The organism is Salinibacterium sp. UTAS2018, from assembly GCF_004118935.1.
Taxonomy (GTDB): domain Bacteria; phylum Actinomycetota; class Actinomycetes; order Actinomycetales; family Microbacteriaceae; genus Rhodoglobus.
Window position 1 is genome coordinate 1,416,608 of record NZ_CP035375.1, and the last position, 25,411, is coordinate 1,442,018.

23 protein-coding genes are annotated in these 25,411 nt (G+C 62.4%); 9 read left to right on the forward strand and 14 right to left on the reverse strand.

Annotated features, from left to right (window positions below; genetic code table 11):
- Positions 1 to 98: 98 nt before the first annotated feature.
- The 8 genes from ddaH to ESZ53_RS06790 form a co-directional block, all read right to left on the reverse strand.
- Positions 99 to 1,298 (reverse strand): dimethylargininase, encoded by a 1,200-nt coding sequence (gene ddaH / locus ESZ53_RS14545; protein WP_129072130.1) that lies wholly within the window; start codon positions 1,296 to 1,298, stop codon positions 99 to 101.
- A 100-nt stretch (positions 1,299 to 1,398) separates the two neighbouring features.
- Positions 1,399 to 3,003 carry a bifunctional phosphoribosylaminoimidazolecarboxamide formyltransferase/IMP cyclohydrolase gene (gene purH / locus ESZ53_RS06760; RefSeq protein ID WP_129072131.1) on the reverse strand — a complete coding sequence of 535 codons (1,605 nt, stop codon included), beginning with the start codon at positions 3,001 to 3,003 and terminating at the stop codon, positions 1,399 to 1,401.
- 5 nt (positions 3,004 to 3,008) lie between these two features.
- Complete coding sequence (gene purN, locus ESZ53_RS06765; protein ID WP_129072132.1) at positions 3,009 to 3,593, reverse strand: phosphoribosylglycinamide formyltransferase; 585 nt, start codon at positions 3,591 to 3,593, stop codon at positions 3,009 to 3,011.
- A 9-nt stretch (positions 3,594 to 3,602) separates the two neighbouring features.
- A complete protein-coding gene (locus ESZ53_RS06770; RefSeq protein WP_129072133.1) occupies positions 3,603 to 4,817 on the reverse strand; it encodes a DUF6350 family protein in 1,215 nt (404 codons plus the stop codon).
- 95 nt (positions 4,818 to 4,912) lie between these two features.
- The gene (gene dhaM / locus ESZ53_RS06775; RefSeq protein ID WP_129072134.1) at positions 4,913 to 5,716 is read right to left on the reverse strand and encodes a dihydroxyacetone kinase phosphoryl donor subunit DhaM; all 804 of its coding nucleotides are present in this window, start codon (positions 5,714 to 5,716) and stop codon (positions 4,913 to 4,915) included.
- A 2-nt stretch (positions 5,717 to 5,718) separates the two neighbouring features.
- Positions 5,719 to 6,360, reverse strand: a complete 642-nt coding sequence (gene dhaL / locus ESZ53_RS06780; protein ID WP_129072135.1) for a dihydroxyacetone kinase subunit DhaL — start codon at positions 6,358 to 6,360, stop codon at positions 5,719 to 5,721.
- A 5-nt stretch (positions 6,361 to 6,365) separates the two neighbouring features.
- Positions 6,366 to 7,364 carry a dihydroxyacetone kinase subunit DhaK gene (dhaK, locus tag ESZ53_RS06785; protein WP_129072136.1) on the reverse strand — a complete coding sequence of 333 codons (999 nt, stop codon included), beginning with the start codon at positions 7,362 to 7,364 and terminating at the stop codon, positions 6,366 to 6,368.
- Positions 7,364 to 8,122, reverse strand: a complete 759-nt coding sequence (locus ESZ53_RS06790) for an MIP/aquaporin family protein (protein WP_129072137.1) — start codon at positions 8,120 to 8,122, stop codon at positions 7,364 to 7,366. The genes dhaK and ESZ53_RS06790 overlap by 1 nt, the downstream gene beginning before the upstream one ends.
- 182 nt (positions 8,123 to 8,304) lie before the next feature.
- Here ESZ53_RS06790 and ESZ53_RS06795 point away from each other — a divergent pair, with 182 nt between their 5' ends.
- Complete coding sequence (locus tag ESZ53_RS06795; protein WP_129072138.1) at positions 8,305 to 9,078, forward strand: IclR family transcriptional regulator; 774 nt, start codon at positions 8,305 to 8,307, stop codon at positions 9,076 to 9,078.
- A gap of 99 nt (positions 9,079 to 9,177) precedes the next feature.
- Here the strand turns inward: ESZ53_RS06795 and ESZ53_RS06800 are convergent, their stop codons facing one another.
- Positions 9,178 to 12,777, reverse strand: coding sequence for a S8 family serine peptidase (locus tag ESZ53_RS06800; protein WP_246837411.1), 3,600 nt, complete (start codon positions 12,775 to 12,777; stop codon positions 9,178 to 9,180).
- 225 nt (positions 12,778 to 13,002) lie between these two features.
- On the opposite strand from ESZ53_RS06800, the gene ESZ53_RS06805 reads away from it, so the two are divergent.
- The 5 genes from ESZ53_RS06805 to ESZ53_RS14525 all read left to right on the forward strand — a co-directional run bounded on the left by ESZ53_RS06805 (position 13,003) and on the right by ESZ53_RS14525 (position 16,228).
- Positions 13,003 to 13,596: an SRPBCC family protein gene (locus tag ESZ53_RS06805; RefSeq protein ID WP_129072139.1), complete on the forward strand. Its 594-nt coding sequence runs from the start codon at positions 13,003 to 13,005 to the stop codon at positions 13,594 to 13,596.
- Positions 13,593 to 14,267 carry a DUF4166 domain-containing protein gene (locus tag ESZ53_RS06810; protein WP_129072140.1) on the forward strand — a complete coding sequence of 225 codons (675 nt, stop codon included), beginning with the start codon at positions 13,593 to 13,595 and terminating at the stop codon, positions 14,265 to 14,267. The genes ESZ53_RS06805 and ESZ53_RS06810 overlap by 4 nt, the downstream gene beginning before the upstream one ends.
- A 96-nt stretch (positions 14,268 to 14,363) precedes the next feature.
- Entirely contained in the window at positions 14,364 to 14,942 is a 579-nt protein-coding gene (locus ESZ53_RS06815) for an RNA polymerase sigma factor (protein WP_129072141.1), read from the forward strand.
- Entirely contained in the window at positions 14,908 to 16,059 is a 1,152-nt protein-coding gene (locus tag ESZ53_RS06820; RefSeq protein WP_129072142.1) for a hypothetical protein, read from the forward strand. The genes ESZ53_RS06815 and ESZ53_RS06820 overlap by 35 nt, the downstream gene beginning before the upstream one ends.
- 37 nt (positions 16,060 to 16,096) lie before the next feature.
- Positions 16,097 to 16,228 carry a hypothetical protein gene (locus tag ESZ53_RS14525; RefSeq protein WP_256386358.1) on the forward strand — a complete coding sequence of 44 codons (132 nt, stop codon included), beginning with the start codon at positions 16,097 to 16,099 and terminating at the stop codon, positions 16,226 to 16,228.
- 79 nt (positions 16,229 to 16,307) lie between these two features.
- Here ESZ53_RS14525 and sucD read toward each other — a convergent pair whose 3' ends face one another.
- Both sucD and sucC read right to left on the reverse strand, forming a co-directional pair.
- Positions 16,308 to 17,195 (reverse strand): succinate--CoA ligase subunit alpha, encoded by an 888-nt coding sequence (gene sucD / locus ESZ53_RS06825; RefSeq protein WP_129072143.1) that lies wholly within the window; start codon positions 17,193 to 17,195, stop codon positions 16,308 to 16,310.
- 10 nt (positions 17,196 to 17,205) lie between these two features.
- Entirely contained in the window at positions 17,206 to 18,375 is a 1,170-nt protein-coding gene (gene sucC / locus ESZ53_RS06830; RefSeq protein ID WP_129073528.1) for an ADP-forming succinate--CoA ligase subunit beta, read from the reverse strand.
- A 189-nt stretch (positions 18,376 to 18,564) separates the two neighbouring features.
- Here sucC and ESZ53_RS06835 point away from each other — a divergent pair, with 189 nt between their 5' ends.
- Positions 18,565 to 19,329, forward strand: a complete 765-nt coding sequence (locus ESZ53_RS06835; protein WP_129072144.1) for an oxygenase MpaB family protein — start codon at positions 18,565 to 18,567, stop codon at positions 19,327 to 19,329.
- Positions 19,330 to 19,390: 61 nt separating this feature from the next.
- Here ESZ53_RS06835 and ESZ53_RS06840 read toward each other — a convergent pair whose 3' ends face one another.
- On the reverse strand, positions 19,391 to 19,579 hold the full coding sequence (locus tag ESZ53_RS06840; RefSeq protein ID WP_129072145.1) for a hypothetical protein: 189 nt from the start codon (positions 19,577 to 19,579) through the stop codon (positions 19,391 to 19,393).
- Positions 19,580 to 19,789: 210 nt separating this feature from the next.
- Between ESZ53_RS06840 and ESZ53_RS06845 the strand changes: the two genes are divergently transcribed.
- Together ESZ53_RS06845 and ESZ53_RS06850 are read left to right on the forward strand one after the other, a co-directional pair.
- Positions 19,790 to 20,653: an AraC family transcriptional regulator gene (locus tag ESZ53_RS06845; protein WP_129072146.1), complete on the forward strand. Its 864-nt coding sequence runs from the start codon at positions 19,790 to 19,792 to the stop codon at positions 20,651 to 20,653.
- Positions 20,654 to 20,862: 209 nt separating this feature from the next.
- Positions 20,863 to 21,510 (forward strand): nuclear transport factor 2 family protein, encoded by a 648-nt coding sequence (locus ESZ53_RS06850; protein WP_210403844.1) that lies wholly within the window; start codon positions 20,863 to 20,865, stop codon positions 21,508 to 21,510.
- A 24-nt stretch (positions 21,511 to 21,534) separates the two neighbouring features.
- Here ESZ53_RS06850 and ESZ53_RS06855 read toward each other — a convergent pair whose 3' ends face one another.
- Both ESZ53_RS06855 and ESZ53_RS06860 read right to left on the reverse strand, forming a co-directional pair.
- Positions 21,535 to 23,013 (reverse strand): RNB domain-containing ribonuclease, encoded by a 1,479-nt coding sequence (locus tag ESZ53_RS06855; protein WP_129072147.1) that lies wholly within the window; start codon positions 23,011 to 23,013, stop codon positions 21,535 to 21,537.
- Positions 23,000 to 25,405 carry an ATP-dependent helicase gene (locus ESZ53_RS06860; RefSeq protein WP_129072148.1) on the reverse strand — a complete coding sequence of 802 codons (2,406 nt, stop codon included), beginning with the start codon at positions 25,403 to 25,405 and terminating at the stop codon, positions 23,000 to 23,002. The genes ESZ53_RS06855 and ESZ53_RS06860 overlap by 14 nt, the downstream gene beginning before the upstream one ends.
- Positions 25,406 to 25,411 lie beyond the last annotated feature (6 nt).

Sequence of the window (25,411 nt, forward strand, 5' to 3'; positions counted from 1 at the left end):
AGTTCGTCAGCCAGACTCACAGCAGACAGCCTTTTAGAATATGCCTGCTCCGGCCTAACCACAATCGTTATTGCTAAATTTTTTGACAGAGTCTCAACTCAGCGAATTCGAACGGAAAGGCACGTGACGCAGCCCTCCATCTTCTCAAACTCTGACACGTCAACAGTCACGACGCGGTACCCAAGGTTTTCGATGAGCGCCGCAGTCTTGGGCGCCGACGATGACATGAGAACAGCGTCATCCGACAGCACGACAACCGCCGCGCCTTCTGCCTCGGGCACAGCCAAGAAACGGTCGTAGACGTCCACGTTGTCGACGAGATCGGGGTACCCGATGATCGTGCCGTCGGGAAGGGCTGTCACACCGCTCTTGAGGTGCAACACCTTCTCGATGGGAACAGCGATCACGGTGTAACCGAGCGGAGTAACGATCGAACGGAGTTGGCGGATGCCTTCGGCGTTCGTGCGACCACCACGGCCGACGTACACCGTGGAGCCCACCTTGAGCACGTCGCCACCATCGAGCGTTCCCGGCTGCGTGATCTCATGCAACTCGAGCGTCAAATCTTCGAGGCTGGCCCGAACGGCATCGGTCTCAGCCTGGCGGCTTTCAGCGCCGGGACTCGTGAGCACGGCGACGTCTCCGAACATGACGACGATGTCTTCGATAAAGACAGAGTCGGCCAGTTCATCAGCGGCGGGCACTTCGATCGTCTCGAAACCGTTTGCTTGGAGAGCCGCAACGTAGCCCTCCCACTGGGCGTCCGCGAGTTCGGCATCGACGGGCACGCGATCGAGGTGCGTGAGTTCGCCCTCAGCCATGCGCGACGACGGCGCCCGAACCAAAGCGGTGAGCGTGGTCGGCTGAAGCGCCGGAACGGCGAGGGCAGCCCACACTCGGCGCCCGACGGTGATTGCAGCGATGATCGTGGCGACGACAAAAATAAGGTTGGTACCGAGCAGCGTGGCCAGAATGAAGGCAACGGCCTCCGGATTCCATTCAGCGCCGGTGGCGATAATGCCGAGCGCAGTGCCGAAGAACGCGGCAGCGACACCCAGCACGAGGCCGGTGACCGCAGCCGTGTACCAGTAGCGGTTGATTTCCAGGGTTGCCGCCAAGGAATACAGCACAAACAGCACAAGGGCCATCGGCAAGAAGTATTCGCCGATCGCCAGCAGGTTCTCTGCCGCCGCCCCGTTGGCGGTGAAGAACACCAAACCGGTCGCGATGTAGACAGTGCCGGCAACGGCAAGTCCTGAAATAAAAGCTGCGGCGAAGCGCCGTCCCACACTGATCATGCGCACAAACCTATCTGTATCAATCTATGTTTTTGCCTAGAGCGCACACGATTGCTTCACGGCCGCACGTCAGCGATCGTGAAACTGCGAAGTGCCGCGCTTAGTGAAAGAAGTGGCGCTCTCCGGTGAAGTACATCGTCACGCCAGCTTCGATCGCTGCAGCAATGACCTCTTCATCGCGAATGGAGCCACCAGGTTGAACGACCGCACGCACTCCGGCATCGAGCAGAAGCTGCAGCCCATCAGCGAAGGGGAAGAAGGCGTCGCTGGCCGCAACCGAACCCTTGGCCCGATCCCCCGCCCGCGAAATCGCCAGTTGGCACGAGTCAACGCGGTTGACCTGCCCCATACCGACACCCACGGATGCTCCGCCGTCAGCCAGCAAAATAGCGTTCGACTTCACAGCGCGAACGGCACGCCACGCGAACTCAAGGTCGGCGAGTGTCGCAGCATCGGCCGCGTCTCCGGCCGCGAGCGTCCACGATGATGCCGGCGAGAAGTGCGCGTCGAGTTCTTGCACGAGCATGCCGCCTGAGATCTGGCGCAGTTCACGGTTGCCGCGGGCGTAGCCCTCAGGCAGTTGCAGCAAGCGCAGGTTCTTCTTGGCCTTCAATATCTCGAGTGCTTCAGGCTCAAAGCCGGGAGCAACAACAACCTCGGTGAAGATCGGGGCGATCGACTCAGCAGCAGCCTTCGTGACGATTCCGTTGGCCGCGATCACTCCGCCGTAGGCCGAGATCGGGTCGCAGGCGTGCGCCAAAACGTGAGCGTCCGCGATGCTGGCCGCGGTGGCAATTCCGCACGGGTTAGCGTGCTTGATGACGGCGACCGCAGGAGTCTCATGGTCGAAGGCGGCGCGCAGGGCGGCGTCGGCATCCACGTAGTTGTTGTACGACATCTCTTTGCCACCGAGCTGCGTGGCCTGGGCGATTCCGGGCTGGGCAGCGACACCGTACAGGGCGGCTTCTTGGTGGGCGTTCTCGCCATAGCGCAGTACGGCGAGCTGGTCGGCCGCAACCGTGAGGTGCTCGGGAAGAGTGGGGGCGGATGCCGCGGCATCCGCATTCTCGCCCAGCAGCGCACCGGTCAGGAACCACTGCGACACGGCGGTGTCATAGGCCGCGGTGTGGACGAACGCCGCCGAGGCAAGCGCATAACGCTGGGCAAAAGTCGTGCCCTCCCCCGCTGCAGCCGCCATGATCTCGTCGTAGCTGTCAGGGCTCGTGACGATCGCGACGTTGGCGTGGTTCTTGGCGGAGGCACGCACCATGGCGGGGCCACCGATGTCGATCTGCTCCACGATGTCGGTCGGAGCGGCACCCGAGGCCACGGTCGCGACAAACGGGTAAAGGTTGACGACGACAAGGTCGAACGCCTTGATGCCAAGATCAGCGAGCTGAGCTTCGTGTGATTCGAGGCGGAGATCGGCCAGAATGCCGGCGTGCACAGCAGGGTGCAGCGTTTTGACGCGGCCGTCGAGCGACTCGGGGAAGCCCGTGACGCTCGATACCTCGGTGACGTCGTAGCCCGCCTCAGCAATCGTCTTCGCTGTCGACCCGGTCGACACCAGTTCAACTCCCGCATCGGCGAGGGCGCCAGCGAGGTCGAGCAGGCGCGACTTGTCACTCACCGAAATGAGCGCGCGGCGGATCGGAACAACGTTGCGTTCGCGGAAATCGGCAGGATTGTGGCTAGGGCCGCTCATGGGATTCAGAGTTCCTTTAGGTTGATGCGATTAGTGGCAATGTCTTCGATCGTCTGCACAAGCAAGCGCCGTTCTACCGGCTTGATGCGGGCGTGCAGATGTTCTTCGGTATCTCCGGGCTCGATAGCCACGCGCTCTTGCACGATGATCGGACCGCTATCGACACCATTGTCGACCTTGATAACACTGGCACCGGTCTGGGTCGCCCCAGCGGCTAGAGCATCGCGAACCGCGTGGGCTCCCGGGAACTCGGGAAGGTACGCCGGATGCGTGTTGATGATGTTGGGCGAGAGCGCTTCAACCACTCGCGGCGGCAGCAACTTCATGAAGCCGCTCAGCACCACGAGGTCGGCGTTCCAGAACTGAATCTGCTCGAGCAGTTCGTCGCCCCACGTATCGCGGTTTTCGAAGTTGGACATCGCCACTGAGAAGGTGGGGATGCCGTAATGCTCGGCATGGTCGAGCCCGTCAGCAACGCGGTCAGCGCCGACGGCGATGACACGAGCGGGAAAGTCGGCACTCTCGGCCGCTTCGAGCAGGGCAGCGAGGTTAGACCCGCCCCCGGAAATCAAGACAACGAGTGTGAGCACGCACCCAGCCTAGCGCTCAGCGAACCCGTCGTTATCGCGTTCGGGGCGAGCGGACGCCAAGAGGCCAAGCCCCGCCGCGACCGAGAACTCGAGAGCGGCCCACGCTGCGACTAGCCAGGGTTCAGGACCGACATCCATCAAACGCCCCGGACCCGCAGACCCCGCGGATGCCCACGCCAGAAGTCCGATAATGGCCGCAGCAACGACGCCGATTCCGATCGCAACGATCGCCAGCTCGCGACGACGAAGCTCGCCGGCGATACGCGGGCCCAGCATGGCGGCCACCAAAAACCCCACCACGATCGGAGCCAACAGGCCCACAAAACCGAAAGCGAGTTCGCCCCCGGGCAATGAGCCCAAGAGGGGAATAGCGGGAACAGGCCCGAGAGTCGTCGCAAGCGGCGACACAGCAGAACCGGTACCGATCGCGAACCCCGGCCCCACAAGCCACGAGGCTGCCCACACGACAATGTTCGGCAGAAGAGCAAGCTGGCCGATCGTGACCGCAACTCCGCCGAGAACCTCGGTGTGAAGTCCTTCATACAGGGTGATGATGTCGGCGAACGACGTGAGGATCGCCGCTGTCGTGACCAGAGACGCGACAGCGAGCAAAGCGGCAGCCGCGATCGCACCGCCGCGCAACGAGGTTGCGACAATCGTGCGAACGTGAGCCGGCCATCCACTAATCCAGCGGCGAATGACTCCCGAAACAGGATTGCTAGCCGACACGATCTGACTGCCGATGAGCAGTCCAAGCGCGAAGACGAGGGTGGGAAGCACGATTCCCTGCCACAGCGACGGACTCGCCACCGGGTGCAGCGCCGACAGGGTCAGCACGAGCGAGGCTAGACCGAACGTTGCAAGGGATGAGAGCGTGCCCAGGAGCAGATGCGGGGTCTCCGCGACCCGACGACCAGCACGCACCCCCAACAAGAGCGTAAGGAGCGCGAAGCCTAAGAGGGCCATCGTGATCGTGACGGGAGTGCTCGCGGCAGGAAGGCCAACCGTGCTTGCTACGGCCGGATCGAGCACCACGGTGATGTCGGCGCCGTGACCGACCAGCCAAATATCGACTGCCGCACGCCAGAACACTGTCCAGTCGATCGCCAAACCGTAGTGGATGCCCCACAACAGCGTGAGCGGAACCAGCGGAATAGCGATCCCGATAGCGACAACAAGCAGCGCCTCGAAGGCGGCGAAGAGGAGGGTGAGCTGGCGATTCATGTCGTTGCTGAGAGTACCCCGCAGCACCCCCAAGAGTGCTGGGGCTTACCGCAGAGCGCAGAACATGTCTCCCCGAAATGGGGAGCCTTGAGTTCTTAGCTCGCGAGTTCCCCAAAACCATCGGCCGTCATGGTTACGAGAGTGTCGATTGCCTGCTGCGCAGCATCACCCGTGGCTGTAAACCGCAGAACGTGATCCTTAGCTGCCCCGAGCGACATAATTCCGATCAGACTCTTCGCCGAGACCGGCCCCTTGCCCGCGGTAACGTCGGTGATCGTGAGCGTCGCGTCCATTCCCGCGAGCGCCTGCACGATGAGAGATGCCGGTCGTGCATGCAAGCCATCAGGGTTGACGAGCGTAGCGTCCGTTGTAATTTCGGCGGGGCCGGCCGTCGTCGCCTCCGGAGCAGCGGGAGCAGCAGGAGCAACGGCAGCAACAACGGCAGCAGCAACTCCGGCAGCGTTCGGATTCGATTCCGCCGCTGGCGCAGCACCGCCCTGATCGGCAAGCTGGCTCTGCTTCGGGCCCATGGCAGCTCGAGCTTCGCGGTCAACCTCGTCGAGCGATGCGCCGGCGTTAGCGAGCACAATCGCGGCGATGAGACCTTCCACGAAGGGAGCATCCGTCAGTCGAACTTCGTCGGTCGTCGTCATGAACTCGGTGGCCATGGTGCCGCTCAGCACCGCAGACCCGAGATCCATGAAGACGAGAACGCCGTCGCCGCTGGCAACCTCGTCGATTGCCTCGGCGACCTTTACGGCGTCCGTACCGATAATGCCGTCGCCGGCGCCGGCTGCAATAGCGATCGGCGGCGGGGTCTCCCCCACCATTTCTAGGGCGAGATCCACCGCGGCCCGCGCGAGCGCCGGGCTGTGGCTCACCACCACAATGCCGATCACGGTCAGCTCGCTACAGTCTCGGCGAGCGCCTGAAGCAACAGCGTGCTCGAGGTGGCACCGGGGTCGAGGTGGCCAGCACTACGTTCTCCGAGGTAGCTCGCGCGACCCTTGCGAGCAACGAGAGGCTCGGTCGCATCGCGACCCTTTTCAGCAGCAGCGAACGCTGCGGATGCCGCAGCGGCGATATCTGCACCGTCAGCGACAGCAGCATCCCACGCATCCAATGCCGGGGCGAGCGCGTCGAACATAGTCTTGTCTCCCGCTTCGGCCTTACCGCGAGCGACAACACCCTCGAGACCGGCTCGCAGTGACGCCCCGAGGGCGGCCGCGTCGAGTTCGGTGACGGGGCCAGCGTTGACGCCCATGCGCAAGAACAGCGTGCCGTAGAGCGGGCCGCTCGCGCCGCCGACGGACGTTACCAAAGTCATTCCGACGGACTTCAGCAGTGCGTCCGCGGCGGTCGCGGGCTCTGCACCAACCTTCTCGACTACCGCATTCATTCCGCGAACCATGTTGGAGCCGTGGTCAGCGTCGCCGATGGCCGAATCAAGTTCGGTCAAATAGCTCTGTTTCTCGGTAACGAGATCGCGAAACCGCGAAAGCCAGGCGATCAGTTGGTCGAGAGAGATGGTGCTTGTAGACATTGTTCTTAGACTCCCCAGCGGAGCCCGGCGGTGTTCACCGGGGCATCCCATAGTTTCAACATTTCTTCGTCAGCCTTGAGGATGGTGACCGAGCAGCCAGCCATGTCGAGGCTCGTGATGTAGTCGCCGACGAGGGTGCGCGCAACCTCAACTCCGGCGGCTTTCAGCAGCTTCGCGACCTCGTTGTACATGATGTACAGCTCGATCTGCGGGGTGCCACCCATTCCGTTCATCATCACAATGGTCGGTGCACCTGTGAAGTCCATGTCGGCCAGGATCGGGTCGACCAGTTGCTTGGCGATCGAGGCGGCATCCGCCAGCTTCTCACGGTGGCGACCGGGTTCGCCGTGGATGCCGACGCCGATTTCCATCATGTCGTCGGGCAGGTCGAAGGTCGGTTTGCCGGCGGCGGGAACGGTGCAGCTCGTGAGCGCCATGCCCATGGAACGACCGGAGTCGTTCACCCGGTGAGCCAGTGCGGTGACCGCGGCGAGGTCCTGACCCTCTTCAGCTGCTGCGCCGACGATCTTCTCGAGCAGAACAGTGAGGCCAACCCCACGGCGTCCCGCAGTGAAGAGTGAGTCCTGCACCGCGACGTCGTCATTGACGACGACCGAGGCCACCTTCACGCCGGTTTCCGCTTCGGCCATTTCGGCGGCCATCTCGAAGTTCATGACGTCGCCGGTGTAGTTCTTGACGATGTGCAGCACGCCAGCACCAGAGTCAGCGACCTTGGTGGCTTCCTGCATTTGGTCGGGGGTGGGCGAAGTGAATACTTCGCCGGCACACGCCGCGTCGAGCATCCCGAAGCCTACGAAGCCGCCGTGGAGCGGTTCGTGGCCCGAGCCGCCACCGGAGATCAGGGCGACCTTGCCAGCACGGGTGGGTTCTGCGCGGTAGATCACGCGGTTGACATGATCGACCTTCAGCTCGGGATGCGCGGCGTCGATTCCGGCGAGCGCGTCAGCCAGGACTGATTCGGGGGTGTTGATCAGTTTCTTCATTACTTAGCCTTCTCTTCCGTGAGTGCTTCAGTGAGGGTGGTGTTGTCAGCGGCGGTCTTCGAGATGAAGCCGAACGCGAGAGCGGCGAGGACGCCGGCGAGCAGTTCTGCGGCGAGATAGACCCACAGCTGCTCCCACGCAACTTGGCCGCCCATGATCTGCTGAACGAGCATCGGGCCGGTGGTGCGGGCCGGGTTGATGGAGGCGCCGGTGATCGGGCCAACAGGAATGATGGCGGCGAAGACGACGAAACCGATGGCGAGTCCGGCAAAGCCGGGGGCTGCCTTGCGGTGGATCACACCGAAGACGGTGAACACGAGAATGAACGTTCCGATGAATTCGGCGAAGAAGGCCTGGCCAACCGGGATCGTGTCGGGGTTGAAGGAGGCGACTCCCAACCCGGCGTCAACTGCAGCCTGGCCGAGAACGCCGACGATCGCGAAAGCACCGGCGGTAGCACCGAGCAACTGAGCGATGAGGTAGCCGGGAACTTCACGCCACGCGAACTTGCCGGCGACGGCGAGGCCGATAGTGACCGCGGGGTTGATGTGGTTACCGGAGATGTAGCCGAACACGTAGACCGTGACAACAACGATGAGTCCGAAGGCGAACGAAATGATTCCGAGACTCGCCATCGTGAAGGGCTCGTCACCGTTCAGGATGAAGGTCGCGGGCACGGAGCCAACACCGACGAAGACTAGAAAAGCGGTTCCAAGAAACTCTGCAGCCAACTTTTGCCACTGCTTGTTCTCATCCATTAGTTCTCCTTTGAACTTGAAATGCACGTGCGACCGGGTGTCGCCGCGTTCCAAAATATCGGAACGTTATTCGATAATGTCGAATATGCTACGTTCAGTTACATCTTGTCAAGCCCGCACGGTTCGAAAGTAGACCGCAGGCGCAGACATAATGAATACCGGCTAAATGACGGGGAACAACGGTGATCCAATCCATTGATCGAGCAGCACAAGTGCTCTCATCGCTTCAGGGTGCGCGCCACCTCGGTATCACCGAACTCGCCGGCCGCCTCGGCCTTCCGCCCTCGACCGTTCACGGCATTGTCAAGTCGCTTCAGGCCCACGGTTTGGTCGCAAAAGAGCCCAACGGCAACCGATACATGCTCGGCCCGGCACTGCTCAAACTTTCCAATGTGTACCTCGACACCCTCGATGTGCGGGCACGAGCCATGCGCTGGACCCAAGAACTCTCGCGGCGCACCGGGCTCGCCGTTCGCCTCGGTGCCGAACTGTTTGACGAAGTCATCGTCATCCACCACAACAACCGTCCAGACGGCAGCGAGCAAATGCCCGAAACCGGACTCTCCATCCCGGTGCACGCCTCGGCCATGGGCAAGATCTTGCTGACCTACAACGCGGATGCCGCAGACCAGCTTTTCGAGAAACCGTTGCGTAGCCTCACCGGCGACACCATCACCGACCCCTCGAAACTCATTCTGCAGTTTGCGCAGATTGCCGAGCGCGGCATTGCCACGGAGGAAGACGAGGCCGTTCTCGGCGAATCGTCAATCGCAGCCCCGATCGCCGACCGCAACGGAAGCGTCATCGCTGCGGTCGCGGTCGTCATGCCGTCGAGCGAATGGCCGCCAGAAGACAACGTGCTGAATGTGCTTCGCGAAACTGCGCGCAACATCTCTCGCGAGCTCGGCTACACCTCGTGGCCGCCGCCCGTCGTGCGTCGCCCGCAGGACGACTAGCGGTTCTCACCGGAGCGCGCTTAACGCAACAACGACCGGCCACCCGTGGGGAGGTGACCAGCCGTTGTTGTTGAGGGTTAGCTTCTGGGCAAATTGCGCCTAGAAGACGATCCAGACCCAGTCGTTACTGCTCTTCGAGCCCGTCACGTTATCGCCAGCGGGCGTAAACTGCGCGCGCACCTGGTGCAGACCGCGATCGAGTTTCGGCAGAATTACCGTCACCTTCCCGTTGTCTGACTCGTCGAGCGTGATGGTGTCAATCTTCTTGCCATCCACCGTCACCTTGACGGTGCCGGTTGCCGCAGCGTCCTCACCCGTTGCGACACGGATGGTGGCACTCACGGTGTTCCACGAGAACGCGACGTGCTTGCTCACCGACAGTTTCACGCTCGAGCTGTAGTTGATCATCACAGCCTCGGAGGTTGCGCTCGCGCTCGGCAGGTCCTTCTTGCTGGCGGTGACAACGACGGTGATCGCCTTGCCTTCGTCAGCCTTCGTGACCGTGTACTTGCTCTTATCGGCGCCGGCAATGTTCTCGCCGTTCGCTTGCCACTGGTAGCTGAACTTCAGCCCGTCGACATCCCACTCGCCGGCACTAGCCGTGAGCTTTTTGCCGACCAGCGGCTTGCCCGAGATCGTCGGCAGAACGGTGTTCACGGGGGTTCCCGGCTGAACGTCGTCTTGCGTCACAACCTCAATTGCGGTTGTTGCTCCCGTGTCGCCATAGCTGACGATTCCGAGGTAGTTCGTGAACGGGGCTAGGCCCTCCCACGATGCGGTGTAGCTCACGGCTTCACCTTGAACGCCCGCAAGAACCTCGGGGTCGAGACCCAGCGGCTCTCCTGCACCAGGAACAACGGCGAAGGTTCGCACGTCGAACGCGGTGGCGGGGTTGGCCGCATAAACCGACGCCGTGACCTGATACGTGCCCGGAGCCGGATCGACGAGGTTCACGCGTTCGTCTGCCGAACCGGTAGCCGACTGCCAACCCGTAACGGGCGTGCCTGCGTCATCGAGCAGGTACACGACCAAGTCGAGGTCAGCAGTGTCATCGATCGAGTCGAGGTCGAAGCGCGCGTACGTGGTGCCCTCGGGCACGGTTGCCGTGTACTCGAACTCGTCCCCGGCAGCACCGGAACCCGAGTGCTCGGTTTCGGTACCCGTGGGATCTTCGTAGAAGACTCCCGCGGTGAGACCGGTGGAGGTCAACGGAATGTCGCCAGACCCACCGGGCGTGACGGTCACGTCAACGGCACCGAACGTTCCGGTTCCGCTGGCTGTTTCCGGCGCGAGGATGGTGACGGGGCGTACAGCGATGGGGCTGTGTACGACGGTGTCACCGCTGGTCCACGTGAGGGCACCGGTGGTGAACTGGTCGAGCGGAGCATCCGTTCGACTGATCGTCACTTCGTAGCTCTGCGTTTCGCCTGCCGCACCGAAGGTCAGCGTGGATGGCGACACCGTGGCGTCGATTCCGGGAACCGAGACGGATGCCTCGAACGTGCCCGCCTGAGTGGAGGTCACGGTGCGAGTGATCGTTTCTGGTGCCGTCAACGAGCCGATACCGATGGATGCCAGGTTGAGATTGCTGGGATCGATTGCTTCGACCGCAGGGTCGAGCACGTCGTAGCCAGCGCCCTCAATGTAGGACAGCCAATCGCCGATACCGTTCAGGTAGAGCAGTCCAGGTTCAAAGAACTTGGTCGGGTCAACGTGGCCCGAGCCCTGCGTGAAGGGATCAGTGACGGGGTTTCCGTCGGCATCCACAGTGTCGTAGGCGGTTGTCATGAAGGCTGACTTGATCTCGGCAGGAGTCGCGTTGGGGCGCTCACCGAGGTACAGAGCAGCAAGGCCCGCAATGTGCGGTGACGACATCGAGGTACCCGAAAGAAGCGCAAACGTCGGCTCGGCTCCTTCAGCATTGGCACTGGCGGCGAGGATTCCGACGCCGGGTGCTGAAATGTCGGGCTTAATGATGTCGCTACCGTCGGCTTCGACAGGGCCACGTGACGAGAAGCCAGCAACCTGAGGTGTCGGCGGCTGGTACGCAGTCTCGTTTCCGGGAGTGAACGTTGCCGTCGCACCCTCGGTCGCGGCATAAGCCAGAACGGCGTCACGGTACGGAGCATCCAAGTGGATGGTCGGAATCACGTGAGTGTCGAGGTCAATGGAACTCGGCGTGACGTTGACGAGAACCGAGCCGATACCACCGGCACGAGCAACCTCGGCCGACTTGTCGACGCGAGCGATTGCACCGCGGTCGCAGACCACGATCTTGCCGTCAACGAGAGCCGGGTCGAGAGTGTCAGCCAGGCACAGGGCCGGTTCGACCGCGCCCTCGAGCGCGACATCCGCGGCGTACACGAGTTCACCCGTGAGCGGTTCCGCGGCGGGGTCGAGGTCAACCGTGATCGACGCACCGGCGAACTCTTGGCCGTCACCGAGGGTGACCGTGGCTTCGTAGTTCGGGATGGTGCTGGCAGCGACCGTGGTGATCCACGGTGCCGCATTGTCGAGCGTCGTTGCGCCGGGGCCGTCGTTTCCGGCGGACGCTGCGACGAAGACGCCAGCAGCAGCAGCACCGAGGAAGGCCTGGTCGGTGGGCGAAACGGTGCTTGTGGCAGCGCCTCCACCGATCGAGTAGTTGATCACGTCAACACCGTCAGCGACAGCCTGGTCGATAGCAGCGAGAAGGTCAGTGGATGCACAACCGTCGTCTGTCGTTTCGACAGGGTCGGGTCCGCTCCAGCACACCTTGTAGGCAGCGATCTTGGCAGCGGGCGCAATCCCGGAGAAGTATCCGAGTGCGTTACCGCCAACGTTGGCGTCAACTTCGAGGTTTCCGGCTGCCGTGCTCGCGGTGTGCGAGCCGTGGCCGTCACCGTCACGCGGCGACAGGTATTCGCCAACGCCCGCGTCACCGATGTTGCCGGCACCGAAGCCGTCAACAAAGTAGCGAGCGCTGATGACCTTGGTCGTGCAGTCATCGGCGGCGAACTGGTCTCCTTCGGTGCAGACGCCGGTGAAGGTTTGGCCATCTGACTTCTCGAAGACAGTGGAGTCGCCATCACGGTACGGGTCGGCGCCTGGCGTGCTGCCGAGAGCGTCACCGGCAAAGGCCGGGTTCTCGGGAGCGAAACCGGTGTCGAGCACTCCTACGACGATGCCTTCGCCGGCAGTTTCCGCTCCGCCCGTGGCGGCCCAGAGCCCCTCGGCGCCTTCGAGGCCGAGGAATTCAGTTGACCGCTGCGCTGCGGTGATCTTCTTCAGCTCATCCGGAACGATCGAGGCAACAAGCTTGTTGGCTGAAAGCTCAACTGCTTGGGCCGCGGTCAAGTCGGCTGCGAAGCCGTTGGTTGCAAGCGTGTACGAATAATCGATGTCAGCTCCGACGGACGCCGCGGCATCCTCCTGCTGCTCTTCCAAATACTCGGTGTAGTCCTGCACTACTTGGCGGCGAGTGTCGAGTTGCTCGCCTTCGGGTGGAGTTGTTGCGTCAAAGCCGCGCACGCCACCGTCGTAGGTAGCTGCCGCCTGATCCACCATCGTGACGATGTAACGCCCCGGGGTGAATTCAGTTTGGCCGCCGCCACCAATGGATGTTGGTGCAGCTGTGGCGCCGAGGGCGGCGCCGGTAACCAAGGAAGTGGCGACAAGAGTTGTCGTTGCCACCACCGAAATGATTCTTCGAATGCTCACGAATATTCCTATTCTTCTCTGAATGGGACTTGCTTATGTGACGTACACACGCTGATCAGGGCGTGCTTGCAAAGCGGCTGTTCGGGTACTCACCAAGAGCCACTATATGCGCGTTCTACCCCTTAACAGGGGGTGGTCTTGGGGTCATCGTTACCCGAACGTGACACATTGTCCGCTCTTTGGGGGACGCGCGCCCGCGGTCCTTTCTCGCCCATACTGGAGACCATGGGACCAGCGCCGATCTACGTTGAAATCGACATCGCGGCCGATATCGACACAGTGTGGCGACTCACGCAGGTCGCCGAAAATCACACCCGGTGGGATCTCCGCTTCAGCCGCATCAGTCCGACTGAAACGTTAGACAGCGAGGGCTATCGCTTTCGCTACGAACGACGGATTCCTTTTCACACCATCACCGGAACGGGCACGAGCCGCGGCGAGATCAAGCGCCCCGATGGCACCCGGACGTCAGCACTCAAGTTCACCACCAAAGACCGCCTCTCTCCGCTGGGAGATGGCCGCGGGTACTGGCGCTACGTTCCGATCCCGGGCGGAACGCGCTTCATCACCGGCTATGACTACGAGCCGGCCTGGGGCGCTGTTCTTGATCGCATTCTCATCCGCCCGTTTGTGGGCTGGATGACTGCGTGGAGCTTCGACAGCCTGCGGCTGTGGGCTGAAAGCGACATCGAGCCGCACTCACCGTTAGCCTTCTGGAAGCCGGGCAGGCCCCGTGCACGCAACTGCCTTCGCCTCCCGCGCCGCGGCCGCCCCATGGATGATGCACCAGCCACTCTTTCCGCCCTGGAGACACCATGACCTCGATGTTTGAGACCGTTCTCGGTGATGACTTCTCGCGCCTGCACCCCATGCTGCAGAAACGCTTTGGTGTGAGCCTGGAGAGCGGCTACGCAGCGGTCGGCACCGGCATGATGTCGAGCATCCGCCGCGGCCCGTGGTGGACGGTTCCATTTTTGTGGATCGGGTGGTTTCGTAATATCTTGACGCCGGATGTTGGCGAGAACGTGCCCTTTCGCATCGAAAACTATCCGTACCGCGACCCCTTCGGCCGGGAGACTGGGACCTTCGTGCGCGAGTACACGGTGCGGGCAAAGCCGACGCGGTTTGACGCGACGATGATCCTGAACGCGGCCGGCGACCGCATCATCGACTACCTCGGCACCCACCAACACCTCGCGGTCGATCTCGACCTGTCGGTGGACGATGACGGTTCCCTGCGCTTGAGGTCGGATGCCCAACGCTTCTATGAGGGCCCGCTCGCGTTCCGCTTTCCGATGCTCTTCAGCGGCCGCGCCGATCTCACGGAATCGTTCGACGACGAGACGAACGAGTTCGTGATCGCCCTCGAAATCCACAACCGCACCTTCGGCTTTCTTTTCGGCTACACGGGCCGCTTCACCTGCGAGTTCCCCGCGGCGACCGACGCGCCCGAGCGGCTCAAGCCCGTGCGACACGAGCTGCGCGAGTAGCGGCACACTCGCGCCTCGCAGAACCGGGTCGCCACGAACGGCCGTCGATTCGAGACCAATCGTGAGCCCAAACACGTCGAGCGAAGAACACTAAGTATGAACAACGACAGCGGCGTGATCGAGCGGTCCCTGCGCGAGCCTGCCGCCTTCGGAGAACTCTTCCATCGTTACGCGGCATCGCTCCATCGCTATGTCGCGCGACGGGCAGGAGAGCCACTGGCGGATGACGTGACCAGCGAAACATTTTTGATCGCGTTCGAGCGTCGAGCGACCTTCGATCTCGGTCGGGATGACGCGCGGCCCTGGCTTTTCGGGATCGCAACGAACCTCATCCATCGCCATCGCATCGCCGAAGCGCGCACCCTCAAGAGTCTTGAGCGTGCTGCAGCGGAACCGGAATACGACAACAGCCCCAACGTCGACGAGATTGTCGACGCACAGCGGGAAGTGAAGAAAATGGCGCGGCGACTGCGACGGATGTCGAGCGGCGACCGCGATTGTCTTCTTCTTTTCGCGTGGGGCGACTTCACCTATGAACAAATCGCTCAGAGCCTCGAAATCCCCGTAGGCACTGTGCGCTCACGAATGAACCGAGCTCGCCGCATCTTGCGCACCGAGCCATTATCGGAGGAGGTACATCATGAACAAACTCGCTTTGCTCCAGACTCTGCGTGATGACATCACAGAACCCAGCTCTGAACAACTCGCGCCATCACTCGCCAAGCTCGAGCGCGCCTTTGAGACCGCCACCCCGCAAGGGCCCGCGCAGGCAGCTACTCAGCCGAGCGCTCAGGACTCGGCTACGAGAAGATCCATTGCACGGCGGCGATTTGCCTTCGCAGGGTTCAGCACCGCAGGAGCATTCGCGCTCGTCGGAGTTCTCGTCGCATCGAACCTGCTCGGGCTAGGTGGCTGGCGTGGAGGAGCAGACCCCGCTGCCGCGGCCATACTCGAACGCGCCGCAACTGCAGCCCTGACATTTACTGATGCCCATCTCAGCCCGGGGCAATACCTCCGTATTTCTAGCCAAAACGTTCACATCACCGATGGGCAAGAAAACGACGGGCCCATCATCACCTACCGGATAAACGAGTCAGATCAGCTCTATGTTCCTGCCGACCGCAGCGACGATTGGGTGTGGGTGCGCAATCCGACCCAGCTCGTCGATGTGCTCACCCCCGGTGGAGAAGCCCTCGCTGAACGGCACTTTCCCACAACAGCCGAGAACCCTCTGTCTGAGCTGCTGCGTGCTCCCGGCGGTGCATTTTATGGAAGCTCGAAGGACAGCACGTGGGGGAACTTCGATGAGATGCCGCGAGACCCGTACCTCCTGCTGAACTTTATCTACCTACGAACCCTCGGAGCTGGCCCATCGCCCGACGGTGAAGCCCTCGTATTCATCGCCGATACTCTTCGCCAAGGAACAGCACCACCCGATCTCCGCGCCGCGTTGCTGCGCGCCGCCACGATGATCCCTGGCGTCACCATCACCGACGACGAAGCCACACTTGACGGCTCGACCGGCACAGCAATCGGCCGTGTTGAGGTCAACAATGCAGTGCGCGTCGAAATCATCATTGACCCCACCTCGGGCCGGTTGATTGGCGAAAGGGAAGTCGCGGTAGTCGACATTCCAGAATCGGATGTTGTCGCAGGCGATGTCTTGAGCTGGTCGAGCGTCGAGACGGCAGTCGTCGACGCTGCCCCTGCCGGCGGCTCTCAGGATGGTGTGACCTGCGTGTTTGACCCGCGACCGGACACTTTCGGTTGCCCGACGACCGGAAGCAACTAGTGGCTCGGAACAGCAATCCGGGTAAGGCCCAGCGCTCATGACGGTCGATCCCGCCGCGATTCAACTACCACCGTGCCAGAGCATCATGATCACCCATCCTGAGCCGACAGCCTCCACGAATCCTCAACAACGCGAGCCCTCGTCGAACGCCGCTCAGGTGCTGGCCTAACCATCTCGCCCACGCCCGCAAACAAAAGAAGCGCCGCCGTCCAGTGGACGGCGGCGCTTCGGCGTAGCGAAAGTGCGAGCTACAGAGTTTCGAGAATTTCGCGCATGAGCTTGGCGGCTTCAGACGGCGTCTTGCCGACCTTCACACCGGCAGCTTCGAGAGCTTCCTTCTTGGCCTGAGCGGTTCCGGCCGAGCCAGAAACGATCGCACCGGCGTGACCCATGGTCTTACCCTCGGGAGCCGTGAAGCCCGCAACGTAACCCACAACGGGCTTCGTGACGTGTGCCTTGATGTAGTCAGCGGCACGCTCTTCAGCGTCTCCACCGATCTCACCAATCATGACGATTGCCTTGGTCTCGGGGTCGGCCTCGAACGCTGCGAGAGCGTCGATGTGGGTGGTGCCGATGATGGGGTCGCCACCGATACCGATAGCGGTCGAGAAACCGAGATCGCGGAGTTCGTACATCATTTGGTAGGTGAGCGTTCCCGACTTGGAGACGAGACCGATCGGGCCCTTGCCGGTGATGTTCGCGGGCGTAATGCCGACGAGTGCTTCACCGGGCGTGATGATGCCGGGGCAGTTCGGACCAATGATGCGGGTCTTGTTGCCCTTCTCCTGCGCGTAAGCCCAGAACTCGGCAGAGTCGCCGACGGGAACACCCTCGGTGATGATGACGAGCAGCGGCATCTCAGCGTCGATAGCTTCGATAACGGCATCCTTAGTGAAGGCCGGAGGAACGAAAGCGATCGAAACATCCGCTCCCGTCTTTTCCATGGCTTCAGCAACAGTGCCGAACACGGGCAGCTCAACGTCGCCGTGGGTGACTGTGGTGCCAGCCTTGCGGGCGTTGACACCGCCAACGACCTGGGTTCCAGCAGCGAGCATGAGAGCGGTGTGCTTGGTGCCCTCACCGCCGGTGATGCCCTGAACGATGACCTTGGAGTCCTTGTTGAGGAAAATTGACATGCTCGGTTCCTTACTTCGCGGCGTTGGCGAGTTCGGCAGCCTTGTCGGCGCCCTCGTCCATAGAGGCGGCTAGCGTCACGAGGGGGTGGTTCGCTTCAGCAAGAATCGCGCGACCCTCCTCGACCTTGTTGCCGTCGAGACGAACAACGAGAGGCTTGTTGGCGGAGTCACCGAGCTCGGCGAGCGCGCCCACAATTCCGTGAGCAACAGCGTCACACGCGGTGATTCCGCCGAAGACGTTGACGAACACGCTCTTGACCTGAGGGTCGTTGAGAATGACGTCGAGGCCCGCGGCCATGACAGCAGCGGATGCTCCGCCACCGATGTCGAGGAAGTTGGCGGGCTTCACGTTACCGTGGTTTTCGCCAGCGTAAGCAACGACATCCAGCGTCGACATGACGAGGCCGGCACCGTTACCGATGACACCCACTTCACCGTCGAGCTTGACGTAGTTGAGGCCGTTGGCCTTAGCCTTCGCCTCGAGGGGGTCGGCAGCGTCAGCGTCTTCGAGTTCAGCGTGCGAGGGGTGACGGAAGTCGGCGTTCTCGTCGATCGAGACCTTGCCGTCGAGGGCAACGATGTCGCCGTCTTCGGTGATCACGAGAGGGTTGACCTCAACGAGAGTGGCGTCTTCGCCCTTGTACACGTCGTAGAGCTTCACGAAGACAGGGGCAACCTTTTCGACGAGCTCTGCGGAGAATCCAGCAGCGGTCGCGATTTCGGTGGCCTTGGCGAGGTCGATACCCGTGAGCGGGTTGACCTCGATCTTGGCGAGAGCCTCGGGGCGCTCAACAGCAAGCACCTCGATTTCCACTCCACCTTCAACGCTGCACAGCGAAAGGTAGGAGCGGTTTGCTCGGTCGAGCAGCACGGAGAAGTAGAACTCCTGCGCGATGCGAGCACCGGCAGCAATCATTACTCGCTTGACCGTGTGACCGTTGATGTCGAGACCAAGGATCTGCTCGGCTGCGGCGTAGGCGTCGTCGGCGTTGTGAACAACCTTGACTCCACCTGCCTTGCCGCGACCGCCGGTCTTGACCTGAGCCTTGACTACAACGGTTCCACCGATTTTCTCGGCTGCTGCTTTGGCTTCTTCTGGGGTGTCGGCAATCAGGCCGGCAAGTACTGGTACGCCATAAGACTCAAATACATCTCTGGCCTGGTACTCATATAGATCCACGCTGCTCATTCCAATCCGCGCGTAATGGTGAGTGGGGAAGGCGGCGAATCGGTGCCAAATTGGTCGGCTCCATGAGTCGCGCGCCAATAGAAAACCTTACCGTGCCTAACGTTGTGGGTTTTCCGATAGCGGGCTGTACAGGGCGAAAGATCAGCAAATCTTGTGTTTGAGCACTCCTAAACTGGCTTCATGCCCGCGTCCGCCCCTCTCAGAATCGCGGATATCTCTGCCGACGTCGCTCTGTTGGCTGGCGGCGGGGCGGCCATTCTGTTGCAAATCGCGCACCCCGCTGTGGGGCAGGCGGTCGCCGAGCACAGTGACTTTGCGCGGCGCCCCTTGGATCGCCTCAACGGCACCCTTACCTACCTCTACGTCACTGTGTATGGCACTCCGGCCGAAGCTGCCGAGGTCGCCCGGCGGGTGGGCGCGGCTCACCGCCCGGTGCGAGCCGACAGCTACGACGCCCGTGATCCGCAACTGCAGTTGTGGGTGGCGGCCACGCTCTACGACACCGCGATGCGCGTGCGTGAGCTGGTCTTCGGGCCGCTGCGCGACGTGGACGCCGAAACCCTGCTCGCCGACTACGCCGTGATCGCGACGGCGTTGGGCGTCCCGCGCACGCTGTGGCCTGCCGACCGCGCGGCCTTCGCCGCCTACTGGAACGAGAGCGTGGCCTCGTTGCGCGTCACCGACGCGAGCCGCGGAGTTGCCCAGCAGCTGCTGCATCCGACCGGCGGACCGTGGTGGCTACGCGCCTCGATGCCGCTCGCGCGAGTGCTGACCGCCGGGTTGCTGAGTGCTGAACTGCGCGAGGCTTATGCGCTCCCCCACCACCCGAGACGCTTCACCCGGATCATGCGGGTCACGCGGGTCGTGTACCCGCGCCTGCCGCGCTGGGTACGCTTCGCGGCGCAACGGTGGTATCTGGCGTCGTTCCGGCGATCGCTGAACTAGCGCTGAGCTGCGCCCGTGTTCACTCTTGGCTATTCATTCCTGGCTATTCACTACCGGGTCTTCATCGCTTGGTGTTCACCGCGGCAATAGTCAGGCACACTCCGGATGACACCAGCAGGCTGATGATGATCCACCAATTGTCCGATCCGTCGGGGAGCAGCAGGACCCCATTTACGACGGCGAGCACCGCAAGGACGCCGCCTATTACCCACAGAGCGATGCGTAGTTCGCGCGGTATCGACTGATTCATCAATGTGCCCTTCTCCGGCATGCGCCGCTTACGTCAATAGAGACCGCAGCGAGCCGCCCGCGGCTCAACCTACGAGTCAGGATGTCGCCCTGAACCCGAGAGTTCTAATTCGACAATTAGTCATAGATACAAATTAGGGGTCAGCCCTGACTGCCACCTGAACGATCCTGCACTGCACGGCCTTCCGAACCCGCGCGCTACCATCAGCGTGTGGCCACTATTGACGATGAGCGCGACGAGACCGTACTGCCGGTCAACTTCGCGAGCGAGCTAGGTCACGCTCTCCCCGTCGAGGCACTCGACTACGCGACGCTCGTGGAGCGAATGGGGCCAGCGTATTTCGAACGCGCGCAGCGGCCCTCTTTCGAACTCATGATCGTCATCCGTAGCGGTAGCGGTTCCCACACCGTCGACTTTCAGACGGTCGCCCTGCATCCCGGACGCGTGCTGTTCGTGCGCGCCGGCCAGGTGCAGCAGTGGCACGTTGAGAACGATCTCAGCGCCAGTGTGGTCGTAGCATTACCCGCTGCCTCACAAACCGCGGAGTGGCTCCCCGGCGACCCCACTCACGCCGACCTCGGCGAGCACTCGCTCACCACCGCGCTCGACCTTGTCGCCGCAATCGACCGAGAACAACAGCGATTCACGCCCGACGAGCACTCCGTCGCCCTGCTCACCGCACTGTTCTCTGCACTCGTCGCTCTCTATCAACGCGCGAGCAGCGAGCCTGGCCGGGGCGCCCTCCCCCACGCCTACCTCGCCTTTCGCGCCGCCCTCGAACGTGACCTCACCCTCAGCCGCAATGTTCGCGACTACGTCACTGGCCTCGGCTATTCCGAGCGCACTGTCAGCCGCGCCTGCCAAACCGTCACGGGCCTCACCGCCAAAGCGCTTCTGGATGAGCGGCTCATGCTCGAGGCGAAGCGACTGCTGGCACACACCGACGGCACGGTGGCATCCATCTCGACGGCGCTCGGATTCAGCGAGCCCACCAACTTCACGAAGTTCTTCGAGCGCGTGATCGGCACCTCGCCCGCGGAGTTCCGGCGCCACCTTGTCCACTTTGCACCATAAGCAGTCGCGGTCGTACCTGTGCTCGGGTCTCGCTGTGCGGGAGGCTTGGAGCACGCAATCGCGCCCCCTCACCTCGCCGCTAGGAGCACACCATGGGACAACGACTCAACAACGTCACGGGCCTCTATCTTGAAGGTATCCGCGACGGCAACTACGTCGACGCAATCAACAGCTACGCGGGCCAGCGCTACACGTAGCACTCCACGCCCGTGCGCGACGGCCGCGAAGGATTCATCGAATTCTTCGAAAACTTCACCACCCGCAACCCCATCCGCGACATCGAGATCGTTCGTGGCTTCGAAGATGGACACTTCGTCTTCATCCAGGCCCGCCAGAAGCTCAACAACGGCGAATTCACCTATGTGACCGCCGACATTTTCGACACCGACGACGATGCCAAGCTCATCGAGCACTGGGACATGATCGCCGAAGTCGAGCCCACGAGCGTGAGCGGGCGCACACCGTTTGATGGCCCGACCGAGGTTACCGATCTCGACAAGACCGAAGTCAACAAACGGCTCGTCTTCGAATACGTGACGAAGGTTCTCATCGAGGGCGACCGCACGCTCGCCGCGTCGTTTGTGCACCCCGATCTCGCCCAGCACGACCCGCTGATTGCCGACGGCCGCGATGCTTACTTTGCGTTTGCCGATGCACACGCAGTGCGTTACGACCAGATTCACAATCTCATCGGGTCGGGAAACTTCGTTGCCGTTCTCGCTGCGGCCGACAAGGAGGGAATCGCGCAAGCCCTGATCGACCTCTACCGCGTCGAGAACGGTCTCATCGTCGAGCACTGGGTCGTGTCCGAAGAGATCACTGACCCGAGCACCTGGGTGAACTCCGGCAAGTTCTAACGGGACTGACGCGAGTTAGGCGAGTTAGACGAGTTCGAACTCAATCGTTCCGGTCGCAATTTCGGCAGAAACGAGTCGCACGCGCACCGTGGCTCCGGCCGAAACCATGCCGGAGATGCGGGCTGTGATCACCGGATCAGCAATCTGGATGACGCCACCATCGCCGCGCTCGGAGACCACCGTGGCCTCGAACTCGTCGCCCACTCGCGGCCGCAACAGTGCCGCTTCGATCACATCAACCGATGAGCGGTCGAACTGTGACGCGAGCTGACTCGTGCGGCCCATGATTTTGGGCAGTTGCGGGAGCGCTTCACGAACCCACTTCGGAACATCCCGGCCAGCCACAATCGCTTCACACGCCACGAGCACGAAGCGGTCGACGAGGCGACGCAGTGGCGCGGTCGCATGAGCGTAGGGCGCTGCAACAGCAGCCTGGATGGTGTCTTCGGGCAGCTCGCCGTCGAACGGCGTGTAGCCCGCTCCACGGAACAGCGACGTGGCGGCGTGAGTCGCTGCGAGGGCGCGAGGGTCGGAGTGGTCGAGAGTGCGCAGGTACTCGCCATAGTTCTGGTTCTCAGGCCACGGGCATCCGAGGCTCGCTACCTGACGGCGGAACTGTTCAAGCGTTTCGTCGTCGGGCGCGGGCATCGTGCGCAGGATGCCCACCTTGCCCTCGAGCATGATGCGCGCAGCTTCCATGCCGGTCATGAGCGAGACGTGGGCGTTGTAGTCCTCGATCGGCAGTGACGCACGGCGCTCGATCACGTACTGGCCATCGACTACGGCGACTTCTTCGTCGGGCCGATTGAGGCTCGCTCCCCCGCGCTGACGTTCGAGTTCGGTGCGCAAGCGACCGAACTCGGGCAGCAGCGAGAGCGATTCATCCGCGCGATCGTTGTCGAGCAGCTCTTGCACTTCCACATAGTTGTACTGGCGACGATTACGCACCTGCGCGCGCACGAGAGTTGTCGCGATCACGGAGCCCGCGGCATCCAGATCGAAGGTCCACACGAAAGCGGGTCGCGTAGCCCCGGCAAGCAGTGACGCCGCATCTTCACTGATGATCGTCGGATGCAGCGGCACCCGGTCGTCGGGACCGTAAAGGGTCTGGCCACGCTTGCGGGCTTCGGCGTCGACCAACGAACCGGGCAACACAAACGCGGGAACTTCAGCGATCGCGTACATCACGCGCAGCGTCTCGCCCGCGCGTTCCAGGTAGAGCGCCTGATCGAGGTCGGTCGCACCCTCGGGGTCGATGGTGACGAACGGAATGCTGGTGAGATCGAGCTCGGGCGGCTCGAACGCCGCGACGGCGGCATCCGCTGCCTCTTCGACCTCCGCGCTGAACTCGGTCGGCAACTTGAGTTCAACCCGCACTGCCGCGAGCGCCTGCGCTAGCTCATCGTTGGTGTCGAGCGGTCGAACGCGCGGAACAACGAGTCGTGGCTCCGCATGGCGCGGCGTGCCCGACTGCGGTGTTCCTTCGGAATCAAAGTTTCTCAATGGGAGCAATCTTGATCAGCAGGCGCTTGCGCCCTGCGGTGTCGAATTGAACGTCAGCGATGCTCTTAGGGCCAGCGCCCGTGACCTGGTTCACGGTTCCGTCACCAAAGTCAGTGTGGCGGATGCGGTCGCCCGCCGCCAGAGTGAGGTCACCGTTGTCGCGCACGGTTGCCGTCACCGCATTGGCCCACTCGGTCTTGGCGCGCGGAGGGGCCGGAGGCAATCCGCCCGCTGCCGCAGCCCGGAGCGAACCGGACCACGAGCCGCCGCCGCTGTTGCCGTCGCGGCGGGCGTTGAGCGCCCGCGACTGGGTTCCCCCGCGCGAGTTCGCCATTCCTGGCGACTGCTTCCACTCTATGAGTTCGGTCGGGATCTCTTGCAGGTAGCGGCTCGGCATCGCCACGTTGACTTCACCGAACTGGGCGCGGGTCATGGCAAGCGAGAGGAAGAGCCGTTTGCGGGCCCGCGTGATGCCCACGTAGAACAGTCGACGCTCTTCGGCGGGGCCGCCGGGCTCGTTGGCCGACATGCGGTGTGGCAGCAGGTCTTCTTCAACACCGGTAAGGAACACGGAGTCGTACTCGAGGCCCTTCGCGGTGTGGAGCGTCATGAGCGACACGGTTCCGCTCGAGTCGTCGAGGTCATCTGCGGCCGCCACGAGCGAGACCTCGGTGAGAAAGTCGAGGAGGGTGCCATCGGGATTGTTCTTACCGAACTCCTTGGTCACGGCCACGAGCTCGTCCACGTTCTCGGCGCGAGCTTCATCCTGTGGGTCTTGCGAGGCGCGCAGCGCTGCGAGGTAGCCCGAACGTTCGAGTAGTTCAGTCAAAATGTCTGCGGGCTTGGATGTCGCGACCTTCGCCATCACTTCGTCGAGCACCTCAGCTAAACCGAGGATCGCTTTCGTGACTTTAGGGCCAAGGCCGAGCTCAGAGGCGTTGCGCATCGCATCGCGCAGAGTCATTTCGCGGGCATCCGCCCACGCCTGAAGGGCCGCCTCAGTCGCCGGACCAATGCCCCGCTTGGGAGTGTTCATGATGCGGCGCAAAGCCAACGGATCCGCCGGGTTAGCAACCGCAATCAGGTAGCCGAACGCATCCTTGATTTCCGCGCGCTCGTAGAACTTGGTGCCACCGAGAACTCGGTACGGCAGGGCTGCGCGGATGAAGATCTCCTCCAGCGCACGCGTCTGCGAGTTGGTGCGATAGAAAACGGCCACGTCTTTGTAAGCGACGCCTTCATCGTGAAGCTTCTGAATCTCATCCGCCACAAACTGCGCTTCGTCGTGCCCGGAGTAACCGGTGAAGCCCACAATCTTGTCGCCAGCGCCGACCGTCGTGAAAAGCTTCTTGTCTTTGCGGTCAAAGTTGTGGGAAATCACCGCGTTGGCAGCATCCAGAATCGTCTGAGTCGATCGGTAGTTCTGCTCGAGCAGAATCACGGTCGACCGCGGAAAGTCGCGCTCGAACTCGACGATGTTGCGGATGTCGGCCCCGCGGAACGCATAAATCGACTGGTCACTGTCGCCCACCACGGTGAGCGAGGCGGCCTCAAGCTCGTTGGTGTGACCTTGCACGAGCACGCCGGGCGAGGTCTCGAACTGCTCTGGAGCCGGCGGCCGCGTCAACTCTCGAATAAGGGAGTACTGCGCGTGGTTGGTGTCCTGATATTCGTCAACGAGGATGTGCTTGAAGCGGCGCTGGTAGGTGGCCGCAATGTGAGGGAACGCCCGGAACAGGTATACCGTCTGACCGATGAGGTCGTCGAAGTCGAAAGCGTTCGCGTCACTCAGACCGCGAGTGTAGCGACGGAAGACCTCAAGGAACTTCTTTTCTGTCGGATCGCTGAGGTTGGCATCCCGCGCGAAGCTGTCGACGTCGGTGAGTTCGTTCTTGAGCTGCGAAATGCGGTTCGCGGCTTTGCTGACGGTGAGGCCAAACATGTCGGCGTCGAGCTCTTTAAGAATCCGCTTGAGCAAGGCCTTGCTGTCGGCCGAGTCGTAGATGGTGAAGTTCTTGGAGAAGCCAAAGGCTTCCGCTTCGCGCCGCAGGATGCGCACACACGCGGAGTGGAAGGTGGAGATCCACATACCCTCAGCCGAATCACCGACGATCGCACCAACACGCTCGCGCATTTCGGCCGCGGCCTTGTTGGTGAAGGTGATGGCCAGAATCTGGCTCGGCCATGCCTCGCGCGAGCGCAACAGTCCGGCAATACGACGCGTCAGCACGCTCGTCTTACCCGAACCGGCACCCGCCACAATCAGTAGCGAGGGGCCGCGGTATTCGACGGCTTCGCGCTGGCGCGGATTCAGCCCGTCGAGCAGAGGGTCGCCAACGGGAGTGCCGTCGTCTGAGCGGCCAGGGTCATGAGAGTCAAGAGCTGTCGTCATCGCCCC